Below are 23529 nucleotides of genomic sequence, written 5' to 3' on the forward strand. Positions count from 1 at the left end.
TCTCAGCGCAGCTCGTATTCGAACGTGCTCACCACCCGCAGCCGCTTGCCGCGTGAGCTGCCGTCATCAAAGTCGTTGCCGTCATCGCCCGTGATGCGGATCACACCCTGATTGGCGTTCTTCAGCGGGCCGAGCTGGGCGCCGGCTTCGGCAGCGAACTTCTCGGCCTGCTCGCGCGCGTTGCGGGTAGCTTCCGCCAGCAGCGGGGCTTTCACGTCGTTGAAGCCGCGCAGCTGAAAGCGCGGGCCACTGCGCCCACCCTCGTTCTCACCACCGAGCTGAATGCCCTGCTGGATCAGCGGGTCCACCGCCAGCGCGGCTTGCTCCACCTCAGCCACCCGGGCCGACTTCACCAGCACCTGGCCAGTGCCGTTGAAGCGGAACGGAACATTGCCTTGCGCGTACTCGCGCGCCAGCAGGTCTTGCACCTGCAACGGCCGCGCCTCCAGTTCCGCATCGGTAAAGCCGCGCGCCTTCAAAAACGTCAGCACCTTTTCTCGGTCGGCAGCCAGGGCCTGCTGCACGCCACTGAACTCAGCGCCCGCGCGACGAAAGCTCAGCGTCCAGATGGCGAAGTCGCTCTCCACATCCTTCTCGGCCAGGCCTTTGACGGTGACCGAGCGGTCGGCCATGCGAAAGCGCTCCAGGCCCTGGCTGACGGCAAAGCCGGCGATGGCGATGCCCGCGGCAACCAGCAGGGCGGTGAGAAAACGGGCGATGTGGTTCATGGTGGAGTGCTCCCGGTCTGGGCGGCGCTGCTGCCAGCGAACACGCCGCGTTGTGAGGGGAGTTTAGCCCCCTCGGGTGGACCTGCTCGTGACAAGCTGGCAACCCTAAGCGAGGGTGCTATCCCTTCGCTGTGCTGTGCTTTGCTGCGCAGAGCGGGCCACGCGGATCAAGCGATGTCTGCCGAGGCCAGCGCTCCAACCGACAACAACCGACCCGCCTTTCGAGTACCCTTGCGCGCATCGCAAAAATGCGGGGTGGAGAGGCAAGCATGGCTGTCAAAAGTGGGCTGGTGAGGCGGCTGTTCAAATGGCTGGGCATCGGCCTGGCGGTGGTGTTGGTGGGCATTCCACTGGTCTTTGCTCTGGTGTTTCTGGGCATTCAAGAAGCCACCGAACGCCAATGGCTGGGAAAAGCCCCGGAGAGCGAAGCAATTGCAGCGCGTTCAAAGGCGCCGCACCGCGTGGCACTGCTCGATGTGGGCTTCGATTCTCTGGCCGAGCGCCTGCGGCTGATCGAGTCGGCGCAGAAAAGCATTGAACTCGAGTTTTTCATCTACCAGATCGACACCTCCAGTCGCTTGCTCACCCAGGCGCTTGCTCGCAAGGCGCAGCAGGGTGTGCAGGTGCGCATGCTTGTGGATTTCGCCATGCCAGTTTTCAAGCTGGCGCCGCAGTATGTGAAAACGCTGGAGGCCGCTGGGGTGCAGGTGCGCTACTACAACACCGCGGGCATTCAGCGCATTTTTGCAGCCCAGCACCGCACCCACCGCAAGCTGCTGGTGGCCGACCGCGATCGCGCCATCGTCGGCGGGCGCAACATCGGCGACGAGTACTTTGATCTCTCGCCGCACTACAACTTTCTCGACAGTGATCTTGCGCTTCAAGGCCCGATCGCAGGCGCCATCACCGACAGCTTTGATCTCTACTGGAACTCGGCATGGGTCACCCACCCCAACACACTGCCCGATAGTGCCCCGGCCACTCAAGATCTGCTCGCCGAGCTCAGTCTCACCGAGACCGAGCTGTCGCGCGAACTGGCACAGCACCAGTCCGATCTCAGGAGTTCCACCTGCAACGACATGGAGTTCATCACCGACTACCCAGGCTCGGGCGTGGAGCGGCGCAAGGTGTTCACGGCGGTGAGCAAGCTCGCGCTGGAGGCGCAGCGCGAGATCACGGTTGAAACCCCCTACCTGGTTTTGCTCGACGACGGGGTGGATGTGGTTCGCAGCGTGCTGGCGCGCGGCGTGCAGCTGCGCTTTCTCACCAACAGCCTGCACTCCACCGATGCGTTCTACACCGTCTCGCACCTGGCCAGTCACCTAGAGCAGTTGCAACTGCCGGGCCTGCAAGCCTGGGCGTACCAAGGCGCGGGCATCCATCACCGGCCCGGGTCGTCGCAGCGCTGGGGTGTGCACGCCAAGCGCGCTGTTTTTGACGAGGACACCGTGATCGTGGGCACCTACAACATCGACCCACGTTCAGCCAACCTGAACTCAGAGCTGATTGTGATCTGCCGCGGCAACCCCGACTTGGCAAGCGCCATGAAGGTCAGCATGCAGACGCGCATCGCCAACTCGAAGGCGGTGATCGGTGGCCCCTCGCCCGGTGGCATGGAGGCGCTCATGGGCGATGCCGACGCCACCAGCTTGCGACTCATGCGCTTGACCGCACCTCTCTCGGACTGGCTGGATTTCCTGCTCTAGGCCATGCGCTTGGCCTGGCCGTATGCTTGTGCCGTGGCCACCCTTGAACACCCGCCCCGGCGCATCGCCCACCTGGACATGGACGCGTTTTTTGCGTCGGTCGAGCTGCTGCGTTACCCGCAGCTCAAGGGCCTGCCGGTGGTGATCGGCGGCGGCCGGCGGCGCGCCGACGACCTGCTGGCGCAGCTGCGCCAGACCTACCCCGAGCGCGACTGGAGCGAGACCACACTGGACCGCATACCGGTCGACTTTTTTCCCCGCCTGGCTGGCTACACCGGTCGCGGCGTGGCCACCACCGCCACCTACGCGGCTCGGCAGTTTGGCGTCGGCTCGGCGATGGGGTTGATGAAGGCCGCCAAACTCTGCCCGCAGGCCATTTTGTTGCCGGTCGATTTCGACGAGGTGCGCCGCATCTCGCGCCTGTTCAAGAGCACCATCACCGAAATCGCGCCTGTCATGGAGGACCGCGGCATCGACGAGGTCTACATCGACTTCACCGAGGTACCGGGTGGCCAGCGCGAAAACGGCAGGGCACTGGCGCGACTGATCCAGCGCGGCATATTTCAGGCCACTGGCATCACCTGCTCGATCGGGGTTGCGCCCAACAAGCTGATCGCCAAGATGGCGAGTGAATTCAACAAACCCAACGGCATCAGCATCGTGATGCCTGAGGACTTGCAGACGCTGATCTGGCCGCTGCCCTGCCGCAAGATCAACGGCGTGGGGCCCAAGGCCGACGCCCGCCTGCAAAGCCACGGCATCCATACCATTGGCGAGCTCGCCGAGCGCGAGCGCGGCTGGCTGATCGAGCACTTTGGCAAAAGCTACGGCGCCTGGTTGCATGAGGTGAGCTGGGGCCGCGACGAGCGCCCGGTGGTGACCGAGAGCGAGCCGGTCAGCATGAGCCGGGAAACCACCTTCGAACGCGACCTGCACGCGGTGCGCGACCGCGACGAGCTGGGCGCCATCTTTACCCGCCTGTGCGAACAGGTCGCTGCCGACCTGCAGCGCAAAGGCTACGCGGGCAAAACGATTGGCATCAAGCTGCGCTACGACAATTTTCAGAGCGTCACGCGAGACATCACCATCGACAGCTTCACCGCCGATGCAGCCACCATACGGCGCCAGGCCGGGCTGTGCCTGAAACGGGTGGACCTGAGCCGGCGCATCCGCCTGCTGGGCGTGCGCGTGGGCAAACTGGTCAAGCCAGGGGCTGCTGCTGAGGGTCAGGCCAGCGAGGCAGATCCGGACGCTGAGCAGCAGACGCTCAACGCGTGGCTGTTCTGATTCAGCTGCTGTGGGCCAGGCGGAAGGTTTTGACCACGTCGGTCAGCCTGGCGGCCTGCTGTTCCAGGCTCGCCGCAGCGGCAGCACTCTGCTCAACCAGCGCGGCGTTTTGCTGCGTGCTGTGATCCAGTGAGGTCACCGACTCGCTGACATGACCAATGCCCTCGGTCTGTTCGATGGTTGACGCACTGATTTCGTTGATCAGATCGGACACGCGACGCACCTGGCTGACGATGTCTTCCATGGCACGGCCCGCGTCGCTCACCAGGCGCGATCCCGCCTCGACCTTGTCGACGCTGGCACCGATCAGCGCCTTGATTTCCTTGGCGGCCTCGGCGCTGCGCTGGGCCAGGCTGCGCACCTCGCCCGCCACCACCGCAAAGCCCCGGCCTTGCTCGCCGGCGCGAGCGGCTTCGACCGCCGCGTTGAGCGCCAGGATGTTGGTCTGAAAAGCGATGCCATCAATCACACCAATGATGTCGCCGATCTTGCGCGAGCTGGTCGTGATGTCGTCCATGGTCGCCACCACCTGCCCCACCACCTCACCGCCCTTGACCGCGGCACCGCTCGCTGCGCCGGCCAGCTGGGCGGCCTGGCGCGCGGTGTCGGCGTTGCCTTGCACCGTGTTGTTCATTTGCGCCATGGCGTTCGAAGCCTGCTGCAGACTGCTGGCCTGAAGCTCGGTGCGCGACGAAAGATCGGCATTGCCACTGGCAATTTCCGACGAACCGGTCGCGATGGAGTCGGAGGCATTTCGCACCTGCCCAACCACGTTCGCCAAGCTGGCCTGCATCGCGCCCAGCGATGCCAGCACACTGCCCGCGGGCGCACCGCTGGCACCAAGCACCGGACTCAGATCACCCTGTGACACGCGCTGCGCCACCTGTCCGAGCTCGGCTGGCTCGGCACCCAGTTGCTGAACCAGGCTGCGGGAGATGATCCACGCCAGCACCATGCCGCAGCCGAGTGCGCCCGCAAGGGCCGCCATCATCACGTAGAGAAAGCTGCTCGCCTGATCCATGGCGACGCTGTTCATGGCCTGAATACGCGACTCTTCATAGTCGATGAGTTTGTTGATGGCGCCGAGCCAGGCCACGTACTGCGGCTTGGCTTCGTTCCACAGCTGCGCCTGGGCTCCCGCGTTGTCGCTCGCCTCCACCTTGGCAATCACCGCCTGGGTGGTGGCAACAGACTGGTTTTCAATGTCTTTGATTGCACCGTACAGCACGTTCAGTTCGGCCACATCGGCCGACTTCTGCACCAGGGCCTCCAGCGGGCCGGCGGACTTGGCGTAGAACCCAGCCAACGCTTCGATGGTGGCGACCTCCTTCGCTCGGTCGGCGCTGGAAGCGCTGAGCACCACGTCGCGCACGGCGATCGCGCGATCGTGCGCCGAGCCACGGAAATTGATGGCGTGGCGCTGCAGGGCAGCGTGTTCGCCGCTGTTGGCTTGCAGCGCGCCGTTGATGGCCGAGACCTTGGCAATGGCCACCAGGGCCACCCCCATCAGAATCGCCAGCATCAGGCCGAAGCCCAGGTAAAGGCGCTTGGCCACCGTCATGGAACTGAAGAAAGTCATGTTGGAATCCGTGAACAATTTGAAAGGATCGGAACGCACGGGACCCCCATGATCTCGACGCTTGGAAGTGCCCTGACGGCTTCGCGTCACGGCACTCACCCTGCTTCGACCTCACCCGTCAAAACTTGATGAATCAAGTAGATAGCAAGAATCTATTGGCGCGAATGAGACAGATCGCGACGCGCGATCTTGAACACAATGGTCGCATCCCCCGAATCGTCACGATCCTGAAAGCCTTGCCATGACCCCCACGTGTTTCACCCTCGATTCCACCGATCAGGTGGCCCATCTGGTGCTCAACCGCCCCGAGGCGATGAACACCATGCACCCGACCTTCTGGCGCGAGCTCGACGACATCCTGAGCGAGCTGCACCGCAATGGCTCGGCGCGCGCGCTGGTCATCAGCAGCACCGGCAAGCACTTCAGCGCCGGCATGGCGCTCGAGACGTTTGCTGGCGCCATCGCCATGGACGACCAGAGCCCCGAGGGCCGAGCAGCGATGTTCGACATGCTCACCGACATGCAGTCCACGTTCAGCAAGATCGAGGCCCTGCGCATCCCGGTCATCTGCGCCATCCAGGGCGGATGCATCGGCGGCGCGGTCGACATGGTCACCGCGGCCTGCATCCGCTACGCCACGGCCGACGCCTTTTTCTGCATCCAGGAAATCAACATCGGCATGGTGGCCGACGTGGGTACGCTGCAGCGCCTGCCCAAGCTGATCCCGTTCGCGGTGGTGAAGGAACTCGCCTACACCGGGCGCCGGTTGCCCGCGAGCAGGGCGCTGGCTTATGGCCTGGTCAACGAGGTGTTCGAAACGCCTGAAGCGATGCTGAGCGCCGCGCTGCAATGCGCCAAAGAGATCGCCAGCAAGCCCCCGATCGCGATCTGGGGCACCAAACAGGCTGTGACCTACGCACGGGACCACTCGGTGGAGGACAGCCTGCGCCAGATGGGCTGGCTGCAGGGTGCGATCTGGAGCAACCAGCATGTGCGCGAATCCATCGTGGCCTTGAAAGACAAGCGTGCTGGCCAGTTCACCTCACTGGCCAAGCTGCAGTCGTTCAAGGAACTCGACGCCGGTTAGGCACGAACTGACTGCATGAAGCGATTCACCTCGACAGCGATGCGCTGATCTCAGCGAAGTTGTGAGCGTGCTCGACCACGTCGATTGGATGCCCGAGCTGGCGCTCGATCTGCGCCTGCGAAATCACCCCGCGCAGCACCGGGGTCTGCCCGTCCTGCCCATGATCGACCACCAGCATGTGACGCCGACCCAGGTGCCGGATGGTGGCGATCACCTTGGCCACCGTGGCATGGCGCAGCTGCTCCATGCCCACCGCGTCGAGCGAGCTCAGCGGCGACATCACATCGCCCACCACCAGATCGTCGTAAAGCACCCCTCGTCGCGCAATCACCTGCATCGGCCGCTCGCCGTCCAGGTCGAGGGTGGTGATGAGCCCGTCCACACACGGCATTTCGCTCACCACGAACAGCAAGCGCACGCCCTGGTGGATCATGTGCTCGCGCGCCATCAGGAGCGACTCTTCTGGCCGCACCGTCGCCGCACGCACCAACGCAAGGTCGGTCATGACCGACAGCGCTGGCGAGGCCAGGGTGACGCTCTCTGCGGTCGTTGGTTTCGACTGGGCAAAACGGGTGCCGGCAGGGAAGTGGAACGAGGGCAGGATGTCGTGGTTCACGGGGGTTCCTCAAGCTGGGGCCAAATGGGCATTCAGTGGACGCCCAAACCCTTAGGAATCCCTTAAGGCACGACCCCGACGCGGCGCTTCAGATGAAGCCACGCAACTGGGCTTTGCGTCATCATCCCGGCGACCGCCAGGCCGCCACACATGCCATCAGGTCTTCAGCGCGCTGCCGACGGACAGCTCCCGCCGCGCGACACCGAACCATCCCTGCACTCGGTCAGGATCTCGGTCTCGGGCGTGGGCCGCCGCACCGGTCGCACCTGCGGCGGGCTGCCCACTGGGGCAGGCTGGGCGGTGAGAGGCGAGGGGATCGCTGGCACGTCCGCGCCAACGCCGCGCGTGTAGACGATCTTCTGCTTCCCGTTGCCACACGAGCCGACCACCTCGCCTGTGACCGGCATGTCGTTCGGCACCACGGTCACGCTGAAGCGCGCCACGCCAGCGTCGCGGATCTGGGCTTCGATCCTGGCGCGGATCGGCTCGCAGTTGTCGGCATGGGCTGCGCCGACCTGGGCGAGCAACACCAAGACAGGCAGGATGCGGTATCGAAACAACATGGGCTCAGTGTAGTTTCACCGAGGCTTGAGCACCTTGGGCACCGCATTGGGCCGAAGCCGGAAGGCGTCGGGCATGCGCGAACCCAGCAGCGGACGCAAGTACAGGCGAAAGGCGTCCGTCACGTCGGTGCCGTTCGCCGCTATGAACTCGTCTTCCATCACGCGCGTCTTGCCCGCGACTGCGGAGAGCGGCAGCAGCTCGTAGTCGGCCGAATAAAAACCTGTGCGCTTGATCGCCACCGAGCCGTCCACTTTGCCCCACATCGCGTACTGAACCGCCTTCTCACCCACTTCACGCGCTTCGCGCTGGTCCACATCGCTCACGCAGCCGATGAAGCTGCGCTGCAGGTAGCCAAAGGTGTCGCCGCGCACACGTTTGATGCCGAGCTTGAGCTTGATCTCTTCGCACAGCAGATCGGCCAGGGCACCTGTGCCGGAAAGCTGCACATTGCCATGCGCATCCTTTTCGATGTCTTTTGCCAGCTGCGTGATGATGGGCTGGCCCGACGCATCGTGGATGCCCTCGCTCACCGCGATCACGCAGCGCCCATGGCGCTCGTACACCGCTTTCACGTCGGCCAGGAAGGTCGGGATGTCGAACACCCGCTCGGGCATGTAAATCAGATGCGGACCATCGTCGTCAAACTTCTTGCCCAGCGCCGACGCTGCCGTGAGAAAACCCGCGTGCCGCCCCATGACCACGCCCACATACACGCCCGGCAGCGCCGCGTTGTCGAGGTTGGCGCCAGCAAAGGCCTGGGCCACGAAACGCGCTGCTGAGGGAAAGCCCGGTGTGTGGTCGCTGCCCACCAGGTCGTTGTCGATCGTTTTGGGAATGTGGATGCTGCGCAGCGGGTAGTTGGCCTTGTGCGCTTCTTCGCTCACGATGCGCACCGTGTCTGAAGAGTCGTTACCGCCGATGTAGAAGAAGTGCTCGATCTCGTGCGCGCGCAACACCTTGAAGATTTCCTGGCAATATTTCAGGTCGGGCTTGTCGCGTGTGGAGCCCAGCGCGGACGACGGCGTGCTCGCCACCGCCTCCAGGTTGTGGCTGGTCTCCTGGGTGAGGTCGACAAAGTCCTCATCCACGATGCCGCGCACGCCATGGCGCGCGCCGTAGACCAGCCTCACGTTGCGAAAGCGCCGCGCCTCCAGCGCCACGCCCACCATGGACTGGTTGATGACGGCGGTGGGGCCGCCACCCTGGGCGACGAGGATTTTTCCGGATGACATGGAACGGACTCCTTCAATGCTGGTTGGCCAAGTGTGAGCCCAATTGCACCCACCCTTCAACGGTCACGTCCGAAACCGCGGCGCACGCCTAGCACCAGGACGGTACCGAATCGGTCTACTGCTCAAAACAAGTGGGGCGCGAGAGCCTCATCGAAACCCTGGACAACGCCCCTCTCATGCCGGTGCGACACTCTTGTCCATGAAGACCTTCCACAACCCCCACCAAGCGCTGCACCAAGGCCAGCAGGAAATGTTCCGAGGGCGTCTGGTGCCCTGCCACGAAGTGCCTGCACGGCTCGACTTCGTGCTGAATGAGCTGCAGCGCCGGCCGCTGGGCGCGCTGGAGATCCCAATGGTCGCTGACACCGAACTGGAAGCCGCGATCGCCCGCGTGCACACCCAGCGCTACACAGACTTTCTGGCCAGCGCCTGGGACCATTGGGTGGCGATGGATCCAGCGAACGCGCAGCGCGACGTCTTGCCTTCGGTCTGGCCCTTGAGCAACCAGCACGCCTTCCGTGCCGACGTCCTGCCCACCAATTTCGCAGCTCGCCTGGGTCTGTTTGCCTTTGACGCCGGTTCGCCCCTGATGGCAGGTACCTGGATGGCCGCGCGCGGGGGCGCAGCCTGTGCGGTGGCGGCGGCGCGCGAGGTGTTGGGCGGTGCGCGCTCGGCGTTTGCCCTCACCCGTCCACCGGGCCACCATGCCGGCCCCGACTTCTTGGGCGGCTACTGCTTTCTGAACAACGCCGCCATAGCCGCACAGGCTTTAGTGGATGGCGGCGAGTCGCGCGTGGCGGTGCTCGACGTGGACTACCACCATGGCAACGGCACGCAAACCATCTTTTACGAACGCGCCGATGTGCTCACCGTCTCTGTCCACGGTGACCCCATGACCGAGTACCCTTTTTTCCTCGGTCATGCCGATGAACGGGGCGCTGGCCCGGGCACGGGCTTCAACCTCAACCTGCCGCTGCCCCGCGGCACCGGCTTTGCCGCCTGGCGCGCCGCGCTCGATCAGGGGCTGCAAGCGGTGAAGGACTTTGGTGCCGGCGCCCTTGTGGTGCCCATGGGCCTGGACACCTTTGAAGGCGATCCGATCTCGGGCTTCACGCTCAAGACAGAGGACTACCTCGCCGTCGGCGAAGCGCTGGCCAGCGCCGGCCTGCCCACCGTCTTCACCTTCGAGGGCGGTTACGCAGTGGACGCGGTGGGCGTGAACGCAGTCAACCTGCTCGAAGGATTTGAGCGCGCCGCCTGAAGGGGCCTATGTTCTGCATGGCTTCAGCGCAAGCCCCCCGAGCCCGATTCAATGCACACCCACAGACGCCATCGGGCCCGCTTTGCCAGCACGCCAGTGCGGCCGCCCTTGAGGGGTTGGTGATGCGAAATGGCGCGGAGGGCACTGCCTGATCAGACCGCTTTCCAGAAGATGTAGTCGGCCTGGTAGTTCACGATCTGCTTCGCACCCATGTTGGTGGCTGCGCAGGCGCTGCCCGGTGCCACGCCGCCTCGTGTTTTCAGGCGCTGGATGTAGGTCGTGCCGCTCATGGCGCCCGCGCCCATGGCCGGACTGGCCTGCACCAGCTGCAGCGGGATGTTGCCCGCGCCGCCCGGCGCCACCGCCAGTTGCTTGCCGGTGATCTTGGAGCCGTCCATGGCTTCCCAGGTCGCGGGCGGACCGTAGTACTTGCCCACCGGCTTACCGCTGCGGTCGAGCAGCCGGGCGTCGGGGCCGGCAAAGACCCATTCGAACTGACCGGCCATGTCCTTCTTAGCACGGCATTCGTAGGTGATCTGGCCGACACCCACGGTCTCCAGGGCCACCTTTTGGCCAGCGGGTACCTTCATGGTGTCGGGCAGGCCGTCCTGAGCAGATGCCATGCCCGACATGGGCCCGGCGCTCATGCTGGAAGCGCAGGCGGACAGGGCCACCAGGGCAGCGGTGGCGAGCGTGGTTTTGATGATCATGAAAATTCTCCTGGCTTGAACGGAAACGGAAAGGCTGGGCGGTGGGAAAAGGATCGCGCGGTGCAACGCTCAGGCGCCAAACGACAGCGCACCCGCGGGCAGCTGCCGGCCCAGCGCGTTGTTCAGGATGGTGAAGTGCATGGTTTCGTCAGCGGCCAGTCGAGCTGCGACCTGCGCCAGCTCGCGGTTGCCAAACGCTGGGATCACACCCAGGTAGGCATTGGTCGCACCCAGCTCCAGGCGAGCGGCCAGGCTCAACACGTCGGCCTGGCTCTTCAGCGACGCGGCGTTGAGCGACTGCGCATAGGCCTCGATCTTCTGCTCGGCCACCGGCTGGCCGCCCAGCTTCTGGATGGTGGCGATGAGCGCGTCGCGGTGCGCCTTGTGGTGACCCTGGAACTGCACCGCGATGTCGAGCGCCGGCTTTTGCAGCAGGCCGCTTCCAGCGCCGAGCTGGTAGGCGTTGATGGCCTCGTGCTCCAGGCCGAGCGCCACGTTGAGGATGGACACGTCCTGGCTCATGTCGCCCTTTGCACCGGCGGCCAGCGCTTCGCGGCCAGCAAGCAAAGCCACGGCGGTGGCAGACAGGGCGCCGCCAGCGCGCAGGAAATTGCGGCGCGAGGCGGGCACGGCGATGAGGTTCGAACGGGTAGAAGCAGTGAGGTTCATGGGGTTTCCTGTGGATCGAGGGAAGTCGAAGGGGTGAAGCAGATGCCGGCGCAGGCTTTGGCGTGGCCGACACCCTGGGTACGCAGCGATCCCCGACCCGGATTCAGAAAACCCCCATCTCAAACCGGGAATTGAGCGCGAGTGAATCCAGTGAGCCCCCTCGCCCGTAGTGGGTGAGCCGGTCAGAAGGTTCTGCACTGGCCGCTCACCGGTCCACCCCTCACACCTCCACCCTTTCACTCCTCTCGAACTCCTTTCGCCATGTCCAAGACCCACACCTCTCTACCCCACCGACGGGCATCCTCTCTGGTCCTACTCGCAGCGTCTGGCTTCCTGGCCGCGGCCCTACCAGCCCATGCCGACACCGGCAAACTGCTGCTCACCGGCGGTGTCTCCACCATTGAAGGGGCGGCCGGCGGCGGCCTGTCCCCCTGGGCCGTGATCGGTACCCAGGCCGCCGAGGGCGAAACCGGCGCCTCCGCCTTCGTGAGCCGCGCAGTCACCCGCGACTACGGTCTGAGCGTGGTGGGCGCCGCGGTGGGCATCCAGGACCGCGTCGAGCTGTCCGTGGCCCGCCAGGACTTCAACACCGGCATCACCGGCACCCTGCTCGGTCTCCCCGGCCTGCACCTGCGCCAGAACGTCTTTGGCGCCAAGCTGCGACTGGCTGGCGATGCCGTGCTCGACAGCGACACGCTCATGCCGCAGATCGCCATCGGTGCACAACACAAACGCCTGCAGTCCAGCGGCCTGGACGGCACGCTGGCCGCGCTGGGCGCAAAACGCAGCGGGACCGATCTGTATGTGAGTGCAAGCAAACTCTTTCTCGCGCAAGGCATTCTGGTCAACGGGACGCTGCGCGCCACCAACGCCAACCAGAACGGCCTGCTCGGTTTCGGTGCCACGCTCGGCGGCTCGGAAAACGGCTACCGCGTGCAGCCCGAGCTGTCGGTGGCCTGGCTGCTGCGCAAGAACCTCGCAGTCGGCTTCGAGTACCGCGCCATGCCCAACCGGCTGCAGCGCGCCGGCAACGTCGCTGGCCTGGGCGATGGCCTGGCGGCCGACGACTGGAAAGACCTGTTCATCGCATGGGCGCCGAGCAAGAACCTGTCGCTGGTCCTCGCCTACGTCGATCTCGGCCGCATCGTGCCGGCCACCACCAACCAGCGCAAACAATCCGGCGCCTACCTCTCGGCCCAGCTCGCGTTCTGACCCTCCTGTCCATTTTTTTCCCACCACCATGAAACAACTGCTTCTTGCCATCACCCTCACCGCCACGGCCATGGCCAGTGGTCACGCCATCGCCCAGGCCATGAGTGCGCCGACGCCCTCACCCGCCTCGGCTTATCCGGTCGCACCCGCTGCGGGTCTGTACAAGGCCTTTGGTGAACAGGCGGGCATCCGCTCGCTGATGGACGACTTCGTAAAACGGCTGCGCGCCGATGCCCGTATCGGTGACCAGTTCAAGGAGACCAACTTGGACAACCTGGCGAAGTCACTGACCGACCAGCTTTGCCAGTTGTCCGGCGGGCCCTGCATCTACCAGGGTCCCGACATGAAAGAGGCACACGCCAACATGGACGTGAAGCGCAGCCACTTCAGCGCGCTGGTCGAGGTGCTGCAGCAAAGCATGGACGCGCGCGGCATTACCTTCCAGCGACAAAACCAGATGCTGGCCTTGCTCGCCCCGATGCACCGCGACGTGGCGAACACGCGATGAACCCGTCTGCCCGCACCCGACCATGGGCCTTCGCGCTGGCCCTCTGCCTATTGGCTGCTGGCGCCGCACCGGCCGCCACCCTGCAAGTGACCGTGCTCGCGCGAGATGGCCAGCCCCTGTCCGACGCGGTCGTGATCCTGGAGCCGATGGACAGTGTCTCCCGCCCCAAGGCACCGACTCCCGTCGATGCGGTGATCGCCCAGCAGAAGATGCAGTTTGTGCCCGCCCTCAGCCTGGTGCCAGCGGGCTCGCGGATCACCTTCACCAACCTCGACCGCTGGGAGCACCATGTGCGAGGCCTGCCCGCCGGCCTGGCGGCGCTCGCTGGCACGGCCACGGGAGGCTTCGAGCTGCGCTTGGGCGGTAAGGCCGAGGGCAAGGCCGCCGAAAGCAGCACGCTCACGCTCGACCGGCCTGGCCCGATGCAGCTGGGCTGCCACTTGCACGGCTCCATGCGCGGCAGCATCTACGTCACCGACACGCCCTGGGCGGTGAAGACCAACGCCCAGGGCGTGGCCACCCTGCCCGACGTGCCCGAAGGCGCCGCTCGCCTGCGGGTCTGGCACGCCGACCAGCTGCTGGACGCGGTACCCACGGCGATCACCGTCACACCGGTCACCGCAGTGAGCCTGGAAACGCGCATCCAGCCGCGCCGGCGGCGGTCCTGATGGAGGCGCCGCGCACCGGGCACACAGCATCGACAAGCCCCGTGTGCGAGCTGTCGCACAATGCAGCCATGGCAGACATCCAAGACGCTGAGCTGATGGCCTTGATCGAACGCGTGGCCGCGCAAGACCAGACCGCCCTCAAGACCTTGTACGGATTGACCTCGGGCAAGCTCTACGGTCTGGCCCTGCGGGTGGTGCGCAGCCACGAATGGGCCGAAGACGCGCTGCAAGACACCTTTCTGCAAGTCTGGCGCACTGCTCCTGACTACCGCGCCTCGCTGAGCCCGCCGATGGCCTGGCTCGGCCTGATGGTGCGCAGCCGCTCGCTCGACCTCTTGCGCAAGCGCAAGACCGAGCGCGAACACCTGACCGACGAGATCGACGAGGCCATGGCCGAAACGCTCGAAGGCGACTCACCCAACCCGATGGACACCAGCCTGGCCAGCCAGCAAGCCCGCGCGCTGCAAAAGTGCCTGAGCCAGTTGGACAACAAGCAGCGCGAGGTGGTGAGCCTGGCTTACCTGCGCGACCTCAGCCACGGCGAGCTGGCCCAGCAGCTCAAACTGCCGCTGGGCACAGTGAAGACCTGGATCCGGCGCGGCCTGGACCAGTTGCGCACCTGCATGGCGCGCTTCGCGTGAGGTGTCAGCCATGAACCTCAGCCAACACCCCGAACTCATGGACAGGCTGGCCAGTGCCTACGCACTGGGCACGCTGCGCGGCGGCGCACGGCGCCGCTTTGAAACCCTGGCGCGCCAGCAGCCTGTGGTGCGCGCCGCCGCGCTGGTCTGGCAAGGCCGCGTGGCCGGCATGAACGAGCTGCAGACGCCGCACGAGCCGGCTGCTGCGGTCTGGTCACGCATCGACAACCTGGTGCGTGCCGATCAGGACATCGCGACCATGGCCGCAGCGCGCGTCGAGCCGTCCAGGCCCGAAACACGGGGCTGGTGGCGCAACCTGGCGCTGTGGCGCAGCGCCAGTGCGGCCGGCGCGCTGGCCACGGTGCTCGCGGTGGTGACCGCCGTGGGCCTGCGCGATGACCTCGGGTCACAGATCGGCGAGCTGCAGGCGCGCCTGGCGAGCACGCCCGCGGTGGAGTATGTGGCGGTGCTGAACGACGATCAGGCCAGCGCCTCCATGCTGGTGACCTTCGATCCGAAGAACAACAAGCTCACGCTGCAACGGGTAGGAGGTTTTCAGGAGGCCGCCGACAAGTCGCTGCAGCTCTGGGCCTTGCCACCTTCGGGCGGTCCGCGCTCACTGGGTGTGCTGAGCCAGGAACGGCTGTTGCAGCTGACTGCCGGCGAGGCCGACGTGCGCGAAGTGCCCGCCCTGGCGATCAGTCTGGAACCCAAGGGCGGTGTGCCGAGCGAGACTGGCCCGACCGGCCCGGTGCTGTTCAAGGGCGCGTTGATTCAGAAAATGCTCTGAGACCGGCCATCAGGCGCGCGCCAGGCTGGCAGCGCGCGCGGCGGGCTGGTCCTGGAGCCGCTCGTGAATTGCTGCCTGGACTTCCCGACGCATACCCAGCGCAAACGCTCCTTCGGCCACCAGAAACAGCGGTCCCACAAACAGACCCACGATGTCGTCGACGAAAGCGGGCTTCTTGCCTTCGTACCAGTGGCCCAGAAACTGGATCGCCCAGCCAAGGATGAACATGCCCAGACCCGCGCTCAGCCACACGGCAGTGGTCTGCACCGCCAGCACCTGACCGGTCCACAGCGCAGCGCCGATCAGCAGTGCCATCACCGCGCCAAAACGCAGATCGAGCCGCAGGTGGAACACGATGGTGCCCACGCCGACCAAGGTTGCGATCGACATCGGCCACTCGCCGACCAACACGCTCGGGCGCGACAGCAGCGTGGCAATGGCGAGCACAATGAGCGGGATACCCACCACATGGGTCGCGACGTTGCGAGGGTCCTGGTGGTAGGCCGCGTACTGAGACAGGTGGTCGGTCAGGGTTTTCATGATGCTGGACAAGCGGTGTTCGTGACGCATGATGGTCGCTCGCCCGCTGCCTGCGCGTCTGTCAGCCTGCCGACACAAGCTCTACTGGAAAACCCTCATCCGTGCTCCCGCCGCCCGCTTCAGCCGACTTGAACCCACTCACGCAGGGGCGCTGGTTCCAGCGCCTGCCGATTGAGTTCGCCCAGGCCTTGCTGAGCCTTGGTCGGCTGCGCACGCTCCAGGCAGGCGAAGCGCTCTTTCTGCGCGAAGGTGCGCCCTGCGGCCTGTATGGCCTGGTGTCCGGCGCGATGCGCTTCTCCGGCCACGGCGGAGGCAGCGAGTCCGCTCGAGAGGCGGTGCTGACTGTGCTCACGCCACCCGAATGGTTTGGCGAAATCGGTCTGTTCGACGATGCACCGCGCACACACAACGCCCATGCTGCCGAGACCACCACCTTGTGGCACATCCCGCAGGCGGCGCTGCGCGACTGGCTGCACGAGCACCCGACACACTGGCGCGAGCTCGGGCTGCTGATGGCCAACAAGCTGCGGCTCGCTCTGGTGAGCATGGAGGCGCAGATGCTGCTGCCACCCAGCCAGCGGCTGGCGCAGCGCCTGCTGGTGCTGGCCCAAGGTACGCAGCCCATTGCCACCCAAGGCGGATTTCGCCGCCACATCAGCGTGACCCAGGACGACCTGGCGCGCATGCTGGGAATCTCGCGCCAGACCACCAACCAGATCCTGCAGGCGATGAAAGACCAGGGCCTGATTGCGCTGCAACGCGGCGAACTGGAAATCCTGGACATCGACGCGCTGCGTGCGCTGTCAAAGTAGCACTACTGTCGCGCAGTGCGCACGTTGGCGGGTGGCAGCTGTGGGTGGCTGCTGCGCCAGGGATTGATGTCGAGTCCACCGCGCCGGGTGTAGCGCGCATACACACTGAGCTTGGTTGGTTTGCAGCGCGCCATGATGTCCATGTAGATGCGCTCGACGCACTGCTCGTGAAATTCGTTGTGGTTGCGAAAGCTCACGATGTACTGCAGCAGGCCGGCCTGATCGATCTGCGGCCCGCTGTAGCGGATCTGCACGCTGCCCCAGTCTGGCTGGCCCGTCACCAGGCAATTGCTCTTGAGCAGGTGGCTCACCAGCGTCTCCTCCACCGGCTGCTCGTGCAGCGCCGCGCTCAACAACTGCGGTGCAGGCTGGTACAGCTCGCACTCCACATCCAGCCGGTCGATCAACAGACCGTCAAGCTCACGCACCGATTCGCTGCCAAACTGCTCCGGCAGCAACAGCCGGACCCCGGTGGACGCCAGCATCGGCCCACCGTGCCAGATGGCGGCGCTCAGGTCTTCTCGCAATCGATCACGCACCGCCTCGGCACTGGCGAAGCGACTGTTGTTGAAGCTGTTGAGGTAGAGCTTGAACGACTTGCTCTCGACAATGTGGGTGCTCTCGCAAGGCACGGTGATGTGAGCCAGCGCCACCTGGGGTTTGCCGCGCAGGTTGAGCCAAGAAAGCTCAAACGCGGTCCAGAGGTCAGCCCCGAGAAAAGGCAGGCTGCCCTGGATGCCAATCTCAAGGCGTTTGGTCTCGCGCGGCAAGGGAAAAAGCAAGGACGCGTCGTACTGGTCGACATAAGCCGAGACCTTGCCGAGCTGGGAGTCTTCTGGTGTGGTCAAACGAGAGGTCACGTGAATTCGCCTTCGCGCAGCCATTTGGTCGCCACCCATTTTTCGCCGGCGATCACGGGCGCGCCGCCATGCAGCGTGCGCGTGGCAGGCGAGGGACGGTCGTAGCTGAAAAACACCGCGTTGCCACGCTGTGGCGCGACTTCCAGACCGGCATCGGGAAAGGTCGTGCCACCGCCCTGCTCGGGCTGATTGAGGTACATGACCAGTGTGGCCACTCGCTGGCCGCCGCGCTTGAGAATGGTGGGCGTGCCGGGCTCGGCTGGATCGAAGTAGTCGTAATGCGGCTTGTACTCGGCGCCTGGGCGGTAGTGCAGCACCTGCAGCCCTTCGCCGTTTTCCACCGGCCAGTTCAGCAAGCGCGCGATGCGCCTTTCGATGTTCCTCAACAGCTCGCTTTCGCCGCGGTTGAAAAACATGCCATTGCTGGTGCGGTCCGGGTTGAGCTCTTCACCGCCGGTCTTCGTCTGCACCGTGAGCGAGCGCGCCAGGCGCGGTCGCGCAGCGGCAATCAATGCATCGCATTCTTCGCCCGACAACAGACCACCGAGCACCAGCACGCGCGGCGACTGCAGGCTGGCCACCACCTGCACCCGGCGATCACCCACATCCACCTCACCTGATGAGACCGACAAGTCCACATCAGGCACCCGCACGCCCTGCGCGGTCGTCGCCTGGGCGGGGGCCACCACCTGCGCCACCGGCTTGCCTGCAGCGCGCTGGCGCAGGTGATCACGCAAGGTTTCTTCCAGCGCGATCGCCGCGACGTCCTCGGTCCAGCCGGCCTTCACCATGGCGTCCAGCACCGCTTCGGGCTGGTGGCCCGCCAACGCCTGCTCAACGATCCATTGCCGCAGTTCGGGGGTGACGCTCTGGCTCATGTGCGCTGCTCCTGAGGTGGCGCGCCAGTTCAGCTGGTCGACTGGCGCCGAAACACCAGTCGGTCAGGGCCCGATGCGCCGGGTGTGAAACGGTAGCCTTCCGCATCGAAAGCCTGCAGTTGCGCGGGTGTGGAAACCCGGTGTTGCACCGCGAACCGCACCATCAGGCCGCGCGCCCGCTTGGCGAAGAAACTCACCACCTTGTGCTGCCCAGCCTTGCTTTCCTCGAACACACAGGTGACCACACGCGGCTTGAGCGCCTTCAGGTTCACCGACTTGAAATACTCTTCGCTCGCCAGGTTGACCACCACCGGCGACTTGTCGGCCAGGGCGCGCTCGTTCAGGTAGTCGGCGATCTGCCGGCCCCAGAACTGGTACAGGTTCTTGCCTCGTGATGTGGCCAGGCGCGTACCCATCTCCAGCCGGTAGGGCTGCATCTGGTCCAGCGGCCGCAAAACGCCATAGAGGCCGCTCAGGATGCACAGGTGCTGCTGCAACCAGTCGAGGTCTTCAGCGCACAGGCTCTTGGCGTCCAGGCCGCCATACACATCACCATCGAAGGCGAGCACGGCCTGCTTGCTGTTGCGCGCGGTGAACTTGGGCGACCAGGCCTGGTAACGCGCCACATTGAGGCCCGAGAGCGCATCCGACAAGTTCATGAGCTCAGCCACCTGCTGCGGCGATTTTTCGCGCAGCACCGAAATCAGCTCCGCGGCATCGCCAGCGAAAAGCGGTTGGGTGTGCGTCTTGACGGGTGGCGGCGTGGTGTAGTCCAGCGCTTTGGCGGGAGAAATGAGGAACAGCATGGTGGAGTGGGCTCGGCGTGCCGGCAGATCGGGCCGAAAAAAAGGCCTCCCGCAGGAAGCCTTGATTATGGCCAAAGCGGCGCTTTACTTGAGATCACCCGCCAGGCTGGCCAGGGTTTCGGGTCCGATCTGTACATGGGCCGGGTAATGCGTGTGGTCACAACCGAGCTTGACGGCTGCGCCCGCCTGGATTGCGGCCTTCATGGGCGGCGTGAACTCGAAACGCACGAAGTGCACCGCGCTGGTCTTCTCGTCGTTCTCGCGGTCCAGGTCTTCATCGGCGATCGCGTACACGCGTTGCATGCCTTCGACCTCGACAAACAGCCGGTCTTCCACGCCGATCAGCCGAGCCAGCTCGCGCTTGCGTTCGTTGATGTCGGTGTACTCGATCATCATCGTGGCTTTCCAGTTGCTGCCGTCCGGCACGAGCGGCGCATAAGCCTCGATCTCTTGCTGGATGCCCTCTTCCTCAAACACCTTTTCGATGCGCAGCATTTCCTGGATCTGGTATCGGATGGTGGTTTCGCTTTCGAATTGCAGGTTGATGTGTTCGCCCAGCGTCACACTGCGCAGCTTGCGGTGCGCGATGACGTCGGCTTTGTGCAGCTTGCGCCACTTGGTGTAAGCCTCCAGCGTCATGAGGCTGTCGGCGGTGATGTGTCCGGTGAGTTGCATGTAGATCACTCCTGTGCGATTTGGGCCGAATGGTTGATTTCGCCCAAGAAATACCAAGTTGCCGCCGGGCCGTCCCAAGGCAAAACGCATCTCCCGCAGCGAAAGAGCGCGGGCGTCATTTCAACCCGTAGGCTTTGGCCACCAGACTCAGCGGGTGCTGCAGCTCGGGTGCTCCATGGCCATTGACTTCAAAACCCTGCGCGATGTGGTGGCCGCCAAGTGGGCAGTCCGAGCTGATGTAGTCGGGCTTGGCACCGTCTTTCATGGTGGCCATGGCCTGGAACACCGGCTTGCCAATCTTCATCGCCTGCTGGTGGGTGGCCTTCTTGACGCCGAAGGTACCGGCATGGCCAGAGCAGCGTTCGATCGTGTTGATCGTGGTCTCCGGAATCATCTTGAGCATCTCTTCGGTCTTGCGGCCGATGTTCTGCACGCGGCCGTGGCAAGGGATCTGGTAGCTGATGTTGCCCAGCTTTTGAGGGAACTCGGTCTTGAGCAGGCCATCGCGCTTGCGCGCCATGAAGTACTCGAACGGGTCCCACATGTGTTCCTTGACGAGCTGGGTATCTGCGTCGTCGGGAAACATCAGCGGAATTTCCTGCTTGAACATCAGCGCGCAGCTGGGCACAGCCGCGAGGATGGCATAGCCGTCTTTGGCGTACTTCGCCAGCACCGGGATGTTGGCCTCCTTGCTCGCCTGCACCGACTCCAGGTCGCCCAGCTCCAGCTTGGGCATGCCGCAGCATTTTTCTTTCTCGACCAGGGTGTACGGTATGTCGTTGTGATCCAGGATTTTGAGCAGATCCAAGCCGATGCCAGGTTCGTTGTAGTTGATGTAGCAGGTGGAGAAGATCGCCACCTTGCCCGGCGTCTTCTCGCCGTCGACCACTTGCTTCGCCTGTGCATCGGGCGCAGCCGAGCGAAATTTCTTGGTTGCCAGCTCAGGCAGCCAGGCATCTTTGTCTACACCGGCAAACTTCTCCATCAGGCCGCGCGCCGTCTGGGTCTTGTTGATGGCGTTGACTGCCTGCACGACGATGGGAATGCCGGCGAACTGGCCGTGCACATCGGTGGAGGCAAGCAGCTTCTCAGCGGTGCCGACCTCGCCCTTCTTGAACTTGATCGCCTTGGCGCGCAACATGGTGTGCGGGAAGTCCAGGTTCCACTCGTGCGGCGGCGTGTACGGACACTTGGTCATGTAGCACAGGTCGCACATGTAGCACTGGTCGACAACCTTCCAATAGTCCTTTTTGTCGACCCCGTCGACCTCCATCGTCTTGCTCTCGTCAACCAGATCGAACAGCGTGGGAAACGAGCCGCACAGGCTCACGCAGCGGCGGCAGCCGTGGCAGATGTCGAAGATGCGCTCCAGCTCGTCGAAGCACTTTTCCTCGTTGTAGAAATCGGGGTTCTTCCAGTCCAGCGCGTGCCGGGTGGGGGCTTCAAGGTTGCCTTCGGTGGCCATGGGAAAAACTCCTCTTGAGGGGGATGTTGTCGCGGACTTTTGGAAGCACTCTGAAAGGTCTCAAAGCACTTGCAAGAACACACCAGCGAAGGGGAAATTCAGCTGACCCCGCGGACCCGGCTTTGCCGGGCCGCAGGTGTCGTTCCCCTGAGGGGAAGCCGCGTCAGCGGAGAAGGGAGGACTTCAGTCCACCAGCTCTGAAAGAGCTTTCTGGTAACGGTTGGCGTGCGAGCGCTCGGCCTTGGCCAGCGTCTCGAACCAGTCGGCGACTTCGTCGAAACCCTCTTCGCGGGCGGTCTTGGCCATGCCTGGGTACATGTCGGTGTACTCATGCGTCTCGCCGGCCACAGCGGAGGCCAGGTTGTCGCGAGTCGAGCCGATCGGCATGCCGGTGGCGGGATCACCCGATTGCTCCAGGAACTCCAGGTGGCCGTGGGCGTGTCCGGTCTCGCCTTCGGCGGTGGAACGGAACAGGGCTGCCACGTCGTTCTGGCCTTCGATGTCGGCCTTGTTCGCGAAGTACAGGTAGCGGCGGTTGGCCTGGGATTCGCCGGCGAAGGCGTCTTTCAGGCACTGCTCGGTTTTCGAGCCTTTCAATGCGGCCATGGATATCTCCTGGTTGGGGTTGAAGAAACGCTCAATGGGCCAGCCGGGATGGGCAGCCCCTGAGACGAAAATGACCTTACGCGCCTGGGCGCACTGCGTCTAATTGTTCTGCCCTATGTGACAAATTGCTCAGGACTATCGGGTGTGCTCAACTGATAACCGTTCTCATCGCCATCAACAAGTGCACCACAGAATCCTCCTCAGACCCGTCACCCCGAAGCGCTGGTGAAGCCGCGGACACCGCCACCGGGAAACGGAGGGGCCACGGATTGAGCACGCGTGCTGGTTGTGGGCCACTTGAAAACCCGTTGGAGCCAAAATCCAAACTGCAAGGCGTGCCCGCGATGCGCCATGCCGTGGTGATCGTGAAAGGGGATCGCCGAGCTCTACCGCTGACGGGTTCGCTGCGCCGCTAGGCGACTGCATCGCCCCCGCTCAGCACGCCTTCGCTGAACGGCTGATTCAGCGCAAGCTCTCGGGCCGAGGCAGCCAGCCCAGCGCCCGCGCGTGCAGGCTCTGCACATAGAGCCGGTCTGGCGTCTCGGTGATCGCGGTGGTTTCCGGGTAAGCCCCGCTCGGATCCTGCCAGTCGGCGACCACCCGCCCGTCTTCGGTGAACGCAAACACGTGACCGTAGGCCCGGGGAATGGGCCACAGCGCACGCGGCAAGCGCAGCGTCATCTCACGCAGCAGCGGGTGCGCGGCCATGCGGTCCACCAACGGGCTGCGGGGTTTGGTCAGGCCGACCCAGATCCGACCGTCCAGACCGCGCATGAGATTGTCCGGATAGCCAGGCAGGTTGTCGAACACGATGCGCGCGCCGCCCGCTGGTCCCTGGGACAGGTCGAGATTGCGCGCGGACGCCGGTACGGCCCAGATGCGATAGCGCCCAGTCTCCGCCACGAACAGCGTCTGCTCGTCGGCCGACAGTGTCACGCCGTTGGCGAACGACAGGCCCTCCACCACCACCGCCGTCTGGCCTGTGGCCGGCTCATGCACGAGCACCCGGCCGGTGGCCGACTGTTCAATGATGTCAAGCAAGCTGGCCTCGAAGGTACCTCCCCAGTCGCGGGCTCCGAAGCGCTGCGAAGCGTCCGACACATAGAACCGTTCCGCAGACCCTTCAGCGCGACTCACCGCCACCGCGTCGGCGTACAGCATCGGCACGCCTTCCACCAGGTCCACCAGCACCGTGACCTGCCCTGCCGGGTCGATGCGCAACAGACCTCGCACCGCATCGGCGGCGATCAGGTGGCCGGCGCGGTCCACATCAAAACCGAGCACGCGCCCCCCGGTATCGGCAAACACCTGGCGCTCAGATCCGTCTGGCCGCATGCGCAGCAGCTTGCCGCTGGCCACCGCCACGTACAGCCAGCCATCCGGCCCCACCTGAACGTGTTCCGGGCCCTCTTCTCCACCCAGGTCCAAGGTCTGCAGGTCCGCCAGCGCCGTGTTGACCGCGTGCGGGCCCGTGTGGCCAGCATCCGCTTGCGCCACCCAGACCCGGGCCTCGATCGGCACCGGCCAGGCCAGCAGGTAGGCTGCCAGCACGCCCACCACGGGCAACAGCGCGACCAACCAGCGTCTCATGGGGCATCTCCTCAAGGATCAGCCATTGTCCCGGCGCGG

General features: G+C 64.7%; 25 protein-coding genes. 10 read left to right on the forward strand and 15 right to left on the reverse strand.

Annotated elements, in window-relative coordinates; genetic code table 11:
- Window positions 1-2: 2 nt before the first annotated feature.
- Complete coding sequence (locus QUV25_RS02435) at window positions 3-728, reverse strand: SIMPL domain-containing protein (RefSeq protein ID WP_300861043.1); 726 nt, start codon at window positions 726-728, stop codon at window positions 3-5.
- Between the two features lie 269 nt (window positions 729-997).
- Between QUV25_RS02435 and QUV25_RS02440 the strand changes: the two genes are divergently transcribed.
- Both QUV25_RS02440 and QUV25_RS02445 read left to right on the forward strand, forming a co-directional pair.
- Window positions 998-2434 carry a phosphatidylserine/phosphatidylglycerophosphate/cardiolipin synthase family protein gene (locus QUV25_RS02440; RefSeq protein WP_300861045.1) on the forward strand — a complete coding sequence of 479 codons (1437 nt, stop codon included), beginning with the start codon at window positions 998-1000 and terminating at the stop codon, window positions 2432-2434.
- Between the two features lie 78 nt (window positions 2435-2512).
- Window positions 2513-3721, forward strand: a complete 1209-nt coding sequence (locus QUV25_RS02445; RefSeq protein ID WP_300861990.1) for a DNA polymerase IV — start codon at window positions 2513-2515, stop codon at window positions 3719-3721.
- 1 nt (window position 3722) lies between these two features.
- Here the strand turns inward: QUV25_RS02445 and QUV25_RS02450 are convergent, their stop codons facing one another.
- The gene (locus QUV25_RS02450; RefSeq protein WP_300861046.1) at window positions 3723-5300 is read right to left on the reverse strand and encodes a methyl-accepting chemotaxis protein; all 1578 of its coding nucleotides are present in this window, start codon (window positions 5298-5300) and stop codon (window positions 3723-3725) included.
- Window positions 5301-5541: 241 nt separating this feature from the next.
- On the opposite strand from QUV25_RS02450, the gene QUV25_RS02455 reads away from it, so the two are divergent.
- Window positions 5542-6387, forward strand: a complete 846-nt coding sequence (locus QUV25_RS02455; protein WP_300861047.1) for an enoyl-CoA hydratase-related protein — start codon at window positions 5542-5544, stop codon at window positions 6385-6387.
- 25 nt (window positions 6388-6412) lie between these two features.
- Here QUV25_RS02455 and QUV25_RS02460 read toward each other — a convergent pair whose 3' ends face one another.
- The 3 genes from QUV25_RS02460 to QUV25_RS02470 form a co-directional block, all read right to left on the reverse strand.
- A complete protein-coding gene (locus QUV25_RS02460) occupies window positions 6413-7003 on the reverse strand; it encodes a hypothetical protein (RefSeq protein ID WP_300861048.1) in 591 nt (196 codons plus the stop codon).
- A gap of 164 nt (window positions 7004-7167) precedes the next feature.
- Window positions 7168-7566, reverse strand: coding sequence for a DUF1161 domain-containing protein (locus QUV25_RS02465; protein ID WP_300861050.1), 399 nt, complete (start codon window positions 7564-7566; stop codon window positions 7168-7170).
- 15 nt (window positions 7567-7581) lie between these two features.
- The gene (locus QUV25_RS02470) at window positions 7582-8799 is read right to left on the reverse strand and encodes a 6-phosphofructokinase (protein WP_300861051.1); all 1218 of its coding nucleotides are present in this window, start codon (window positions 8797-8799) and stop codon (window positions 7582-7584) included.
- Window positions 8800-8998: 199 nt separating this feature from the next.
- Between QUV25_RS02470 and QUV25_RS02475 the strand changes: the two genes are divergently transcribed.
- Window positions 8999-10060, forward strand: a complete 1062-nt coding sequence (locus tag QUV25_RS02475) for a histone deacetylase family protein (RefSeq protein WP_300861052.1) — start codon at window positions 8999-9001, stop codon at window positions 10058-10060.
- A 152-nt stretch (window positions 10061-10212) separates the two neighbouring features.
- Here the strand turns inward: QUV25_RS02475 and QUV25_RS02480 are convergent, their stop codons facing one another.
- Both QUV25_RS02480 and QUV25_RS02485 read right to left on the reverse strand, forming a co-directional pair.
- Window positions 10213-10770: a DUF3455 domain-containing protein gene (locus tag QUV25_RS02480; protein ID WP_300861053.1), complete on the reverse strand. Its 558-nt coding sequence runs from the start codon at window positions 10768-10770 to the stop codon at window positions 10213-10215.
- A 69-nt stretch (window positions 10771-10839) separates the two neighbouring features.
- Window positions 10840-11439 carry a ferritin-like domain-containing protein gene (locus QUV25_RS02485; protein ID WP_300861054.1) on the reverse strand — a complete coding sequence of 200 codons (600 nt, stop codon included), beginning with the start codon at window positions 11437-11439 and terminating at the stop codon, window positions 10840-10842.
- A 261-nt stretch (window positions 11440-11700) separates the two neighbouring features.
- Between QUV25_RS02485 and QUV25_RS02490 the strand changes: the two genes are divergently transcribed.
- The 5 genes from QUV25_RS02490 to QUV25_RS02510 all read left to right on the forward strand — a co-directional run bounded on the left by QUV25_RS02490 (window position 11701) and on the right by QUV25_RS02510 (window position 15258).
- Window positions 11701-12651 carry a DUF3034 family protein gene (locus tag QUV25_RS02490; protein WP_300861056.1) on the forward strand — a complete coding sequence of 317 codons (951 nt, stop codon included), beginning with the start codon at window positions 11701-11703 and terminating at the stop codon, window positions 12649-12651.
- Between the two features lie 28 nt (window positions 12652-12679).
- Window positions 12680-13159: a group 1 truncated hemoglobin gene (locus QUV25_RS02495; RefSeq protein ID WP_300861057.1), complete on the forward strand. Its 480-nt coding sequence runs from the start codon at window positions 12680-12682 to the stop codon at window positions 13157-13159.
- Entirely contained in the window at window positions 13156-13827 is a 672-nt protein-coding gene (locus tag QUV25_RS02500; protein ID WP_300861058.1) for a plastocyanin, read from the forward strand. Before QUV25_RS02495 ends, QUV25_RS02500 begins: the two co-directional genes overlap by 4 nt.
- A 68-nt stretch (window positions 13828-13895) precedes the next feature.
- Window positions 13896-14468 (forward strand): sigma-70 family RNA polymerase sigma factor, encoded by a 573-nt coding sequence (locus QUV25_RS02505; protein ID WP_300861060.1) that lies wholly within the window; start codon window positions 13896-13898, stop codon window positions 14466-14468.
- A gap of 10 nt (window positions 14469-14478) precedes the next feature.
- On the forward strand, window positions 14479-15258 hold the full coding sequence (locus QUV25_RS02510) for an anti-sigma factor (protein WP_300861062.1): 780 nt from the start codon (window positions 14479-14481) through the stop codon (window positions 15256-15258).
- Window positions 15259-15267: 9 nt separating this feature from the next.
- On the opposite strand, the gene QUV25_RS02515 is transcribed toward QUV25_RS02510, so the two are convergent.
- Window positions 15268-15798 (reverse strand): Mpo1-like protein, encoded by a 531-nt coding sequence (locus QUV25_RS02515; RefSeq protein WP_300861993.1) that lies wholly within the window; start codon window positions 15796-15798, stop codon window positions 15268-15270.
- Window positions 15799-15926: 128 nt separating this feature from the next.
- Here QUV25_RS02515 and QUV25_RS02520 point away from each other — a divergent pair, with 128 nt between their 5' ends.
- Complete coding sequence (locus QUV25_RS02520) at window positions 15927-16610, forward strand: Crp/Fnr family transcriptional regulator (RefSeq protein ID WP_300861063.1); 684 nt, start codon at window positions 15927-15929, stop codon at window positions 16608-16610.
- Window positions 16611-16612: 2 nt separating this feature from the next.
- Here the strand turns inward: QUV25_RS02520 and queF are convergent, their stop codons facing one another.
- From queF to QUV25_RS02555, 7 genes are all read right to left on the reverse strand, one after another.
- Window positions 16613-17458, reverse strand: a complete 846-nt coding sequence (queF, locus tag QUV25_RS02525) for an NADPH-dependent 7-cyano-7-deazaguanine reductase QueF (protein ID WP_300861995.1) — start codon at window positions 17456-17458, stop codon at window positions 16613-16615.
- Between the two features lie 8 nt (window positions 17459-17466).
- A complete protein-coding gene (locus QUV25_RS02530) occupies window positions 17467-18348 on the reverse strand; it encodes a 2OG-Fe(II) oxygenase (RefSeq protein WP_300861065.1) in 882 nt (293 codons plus the stop codon).
- A 29-nt stretch (window positions 18349-18377) separates the two neighbouring features.
- Complete coding sequence (gene yaaA, locus QUV25_RS02535) at window positions 18378-19154, reverse strand: peroxide stress protein YaaA (RefSeq protein WP_300861066.1); 777 nt, start codon at window positions 19152-19154, stop codon at window positions 18378-18380.
- 84 nt (window positions 19155-19238) lie between these two features.
- Window positions 19239-19829 (reverse strand): DUF3501 family protein, encoded by a 591-nt coding sequence (locus tag QUV25_RS02540; RefSeq protein WP_300861067.1) that lies wholly within the window; start codon window positions 19827-19829, stop codon window positions 19239-19241.
- 115 nt (window positions 19830-19944) lie between these two features.
- Window positions 19945-21294 carry a heterodisulfide reductase-related iron-sulfur binding cluster gene (locus QUV25_RS02545; protein WP_300861069.1) on the reverse strand — a complete coding sequence of 450 codons (1350 nt, stop codon included), beginning with the start codon at window positions 21292-21294 and terminating at the stop codon, window positions 19945-19947.
- A 183-nt stretch (window positions 21295-21477) separates the two neighbouring features.
- Window positions 21478-21900: a rubrerythrin family protein gene (locus QUV25_RS02550; RefSeq protein ID WP_300861071.1), complete on the reverse strand. Its 423-nt coding sequence runs from the start codon at window positions 21898-21900 to the stop codon at window positions 21478-21480.
- Between the two features lie 462 nt (window positions 21901-22362).
- Window positions 22363-23490, reverse strand: a complete 1128-nt coding sequence (locus QUV25_RS02555; RefSeq protein WP_300861072.1) for an SMP-30/gluconolactonase/LRE family protein — start codon at window positions 23488-23490, stop codon at window positions 22363-22365.
- Between the last annotated feature and the right edge of the window lie 39 nt (window positions 23491-23529).

The sequence above is a fragment of the Hydrogenophaga sp. genome, from assembly GCF_030373245.1.
Classification (GTDB): domain Bacteria; phylum Pseudomonadota; class Gammaproteobacteria; order Burkholderiales; family Burkholderiaceae_C; genus Hydrogenophaga.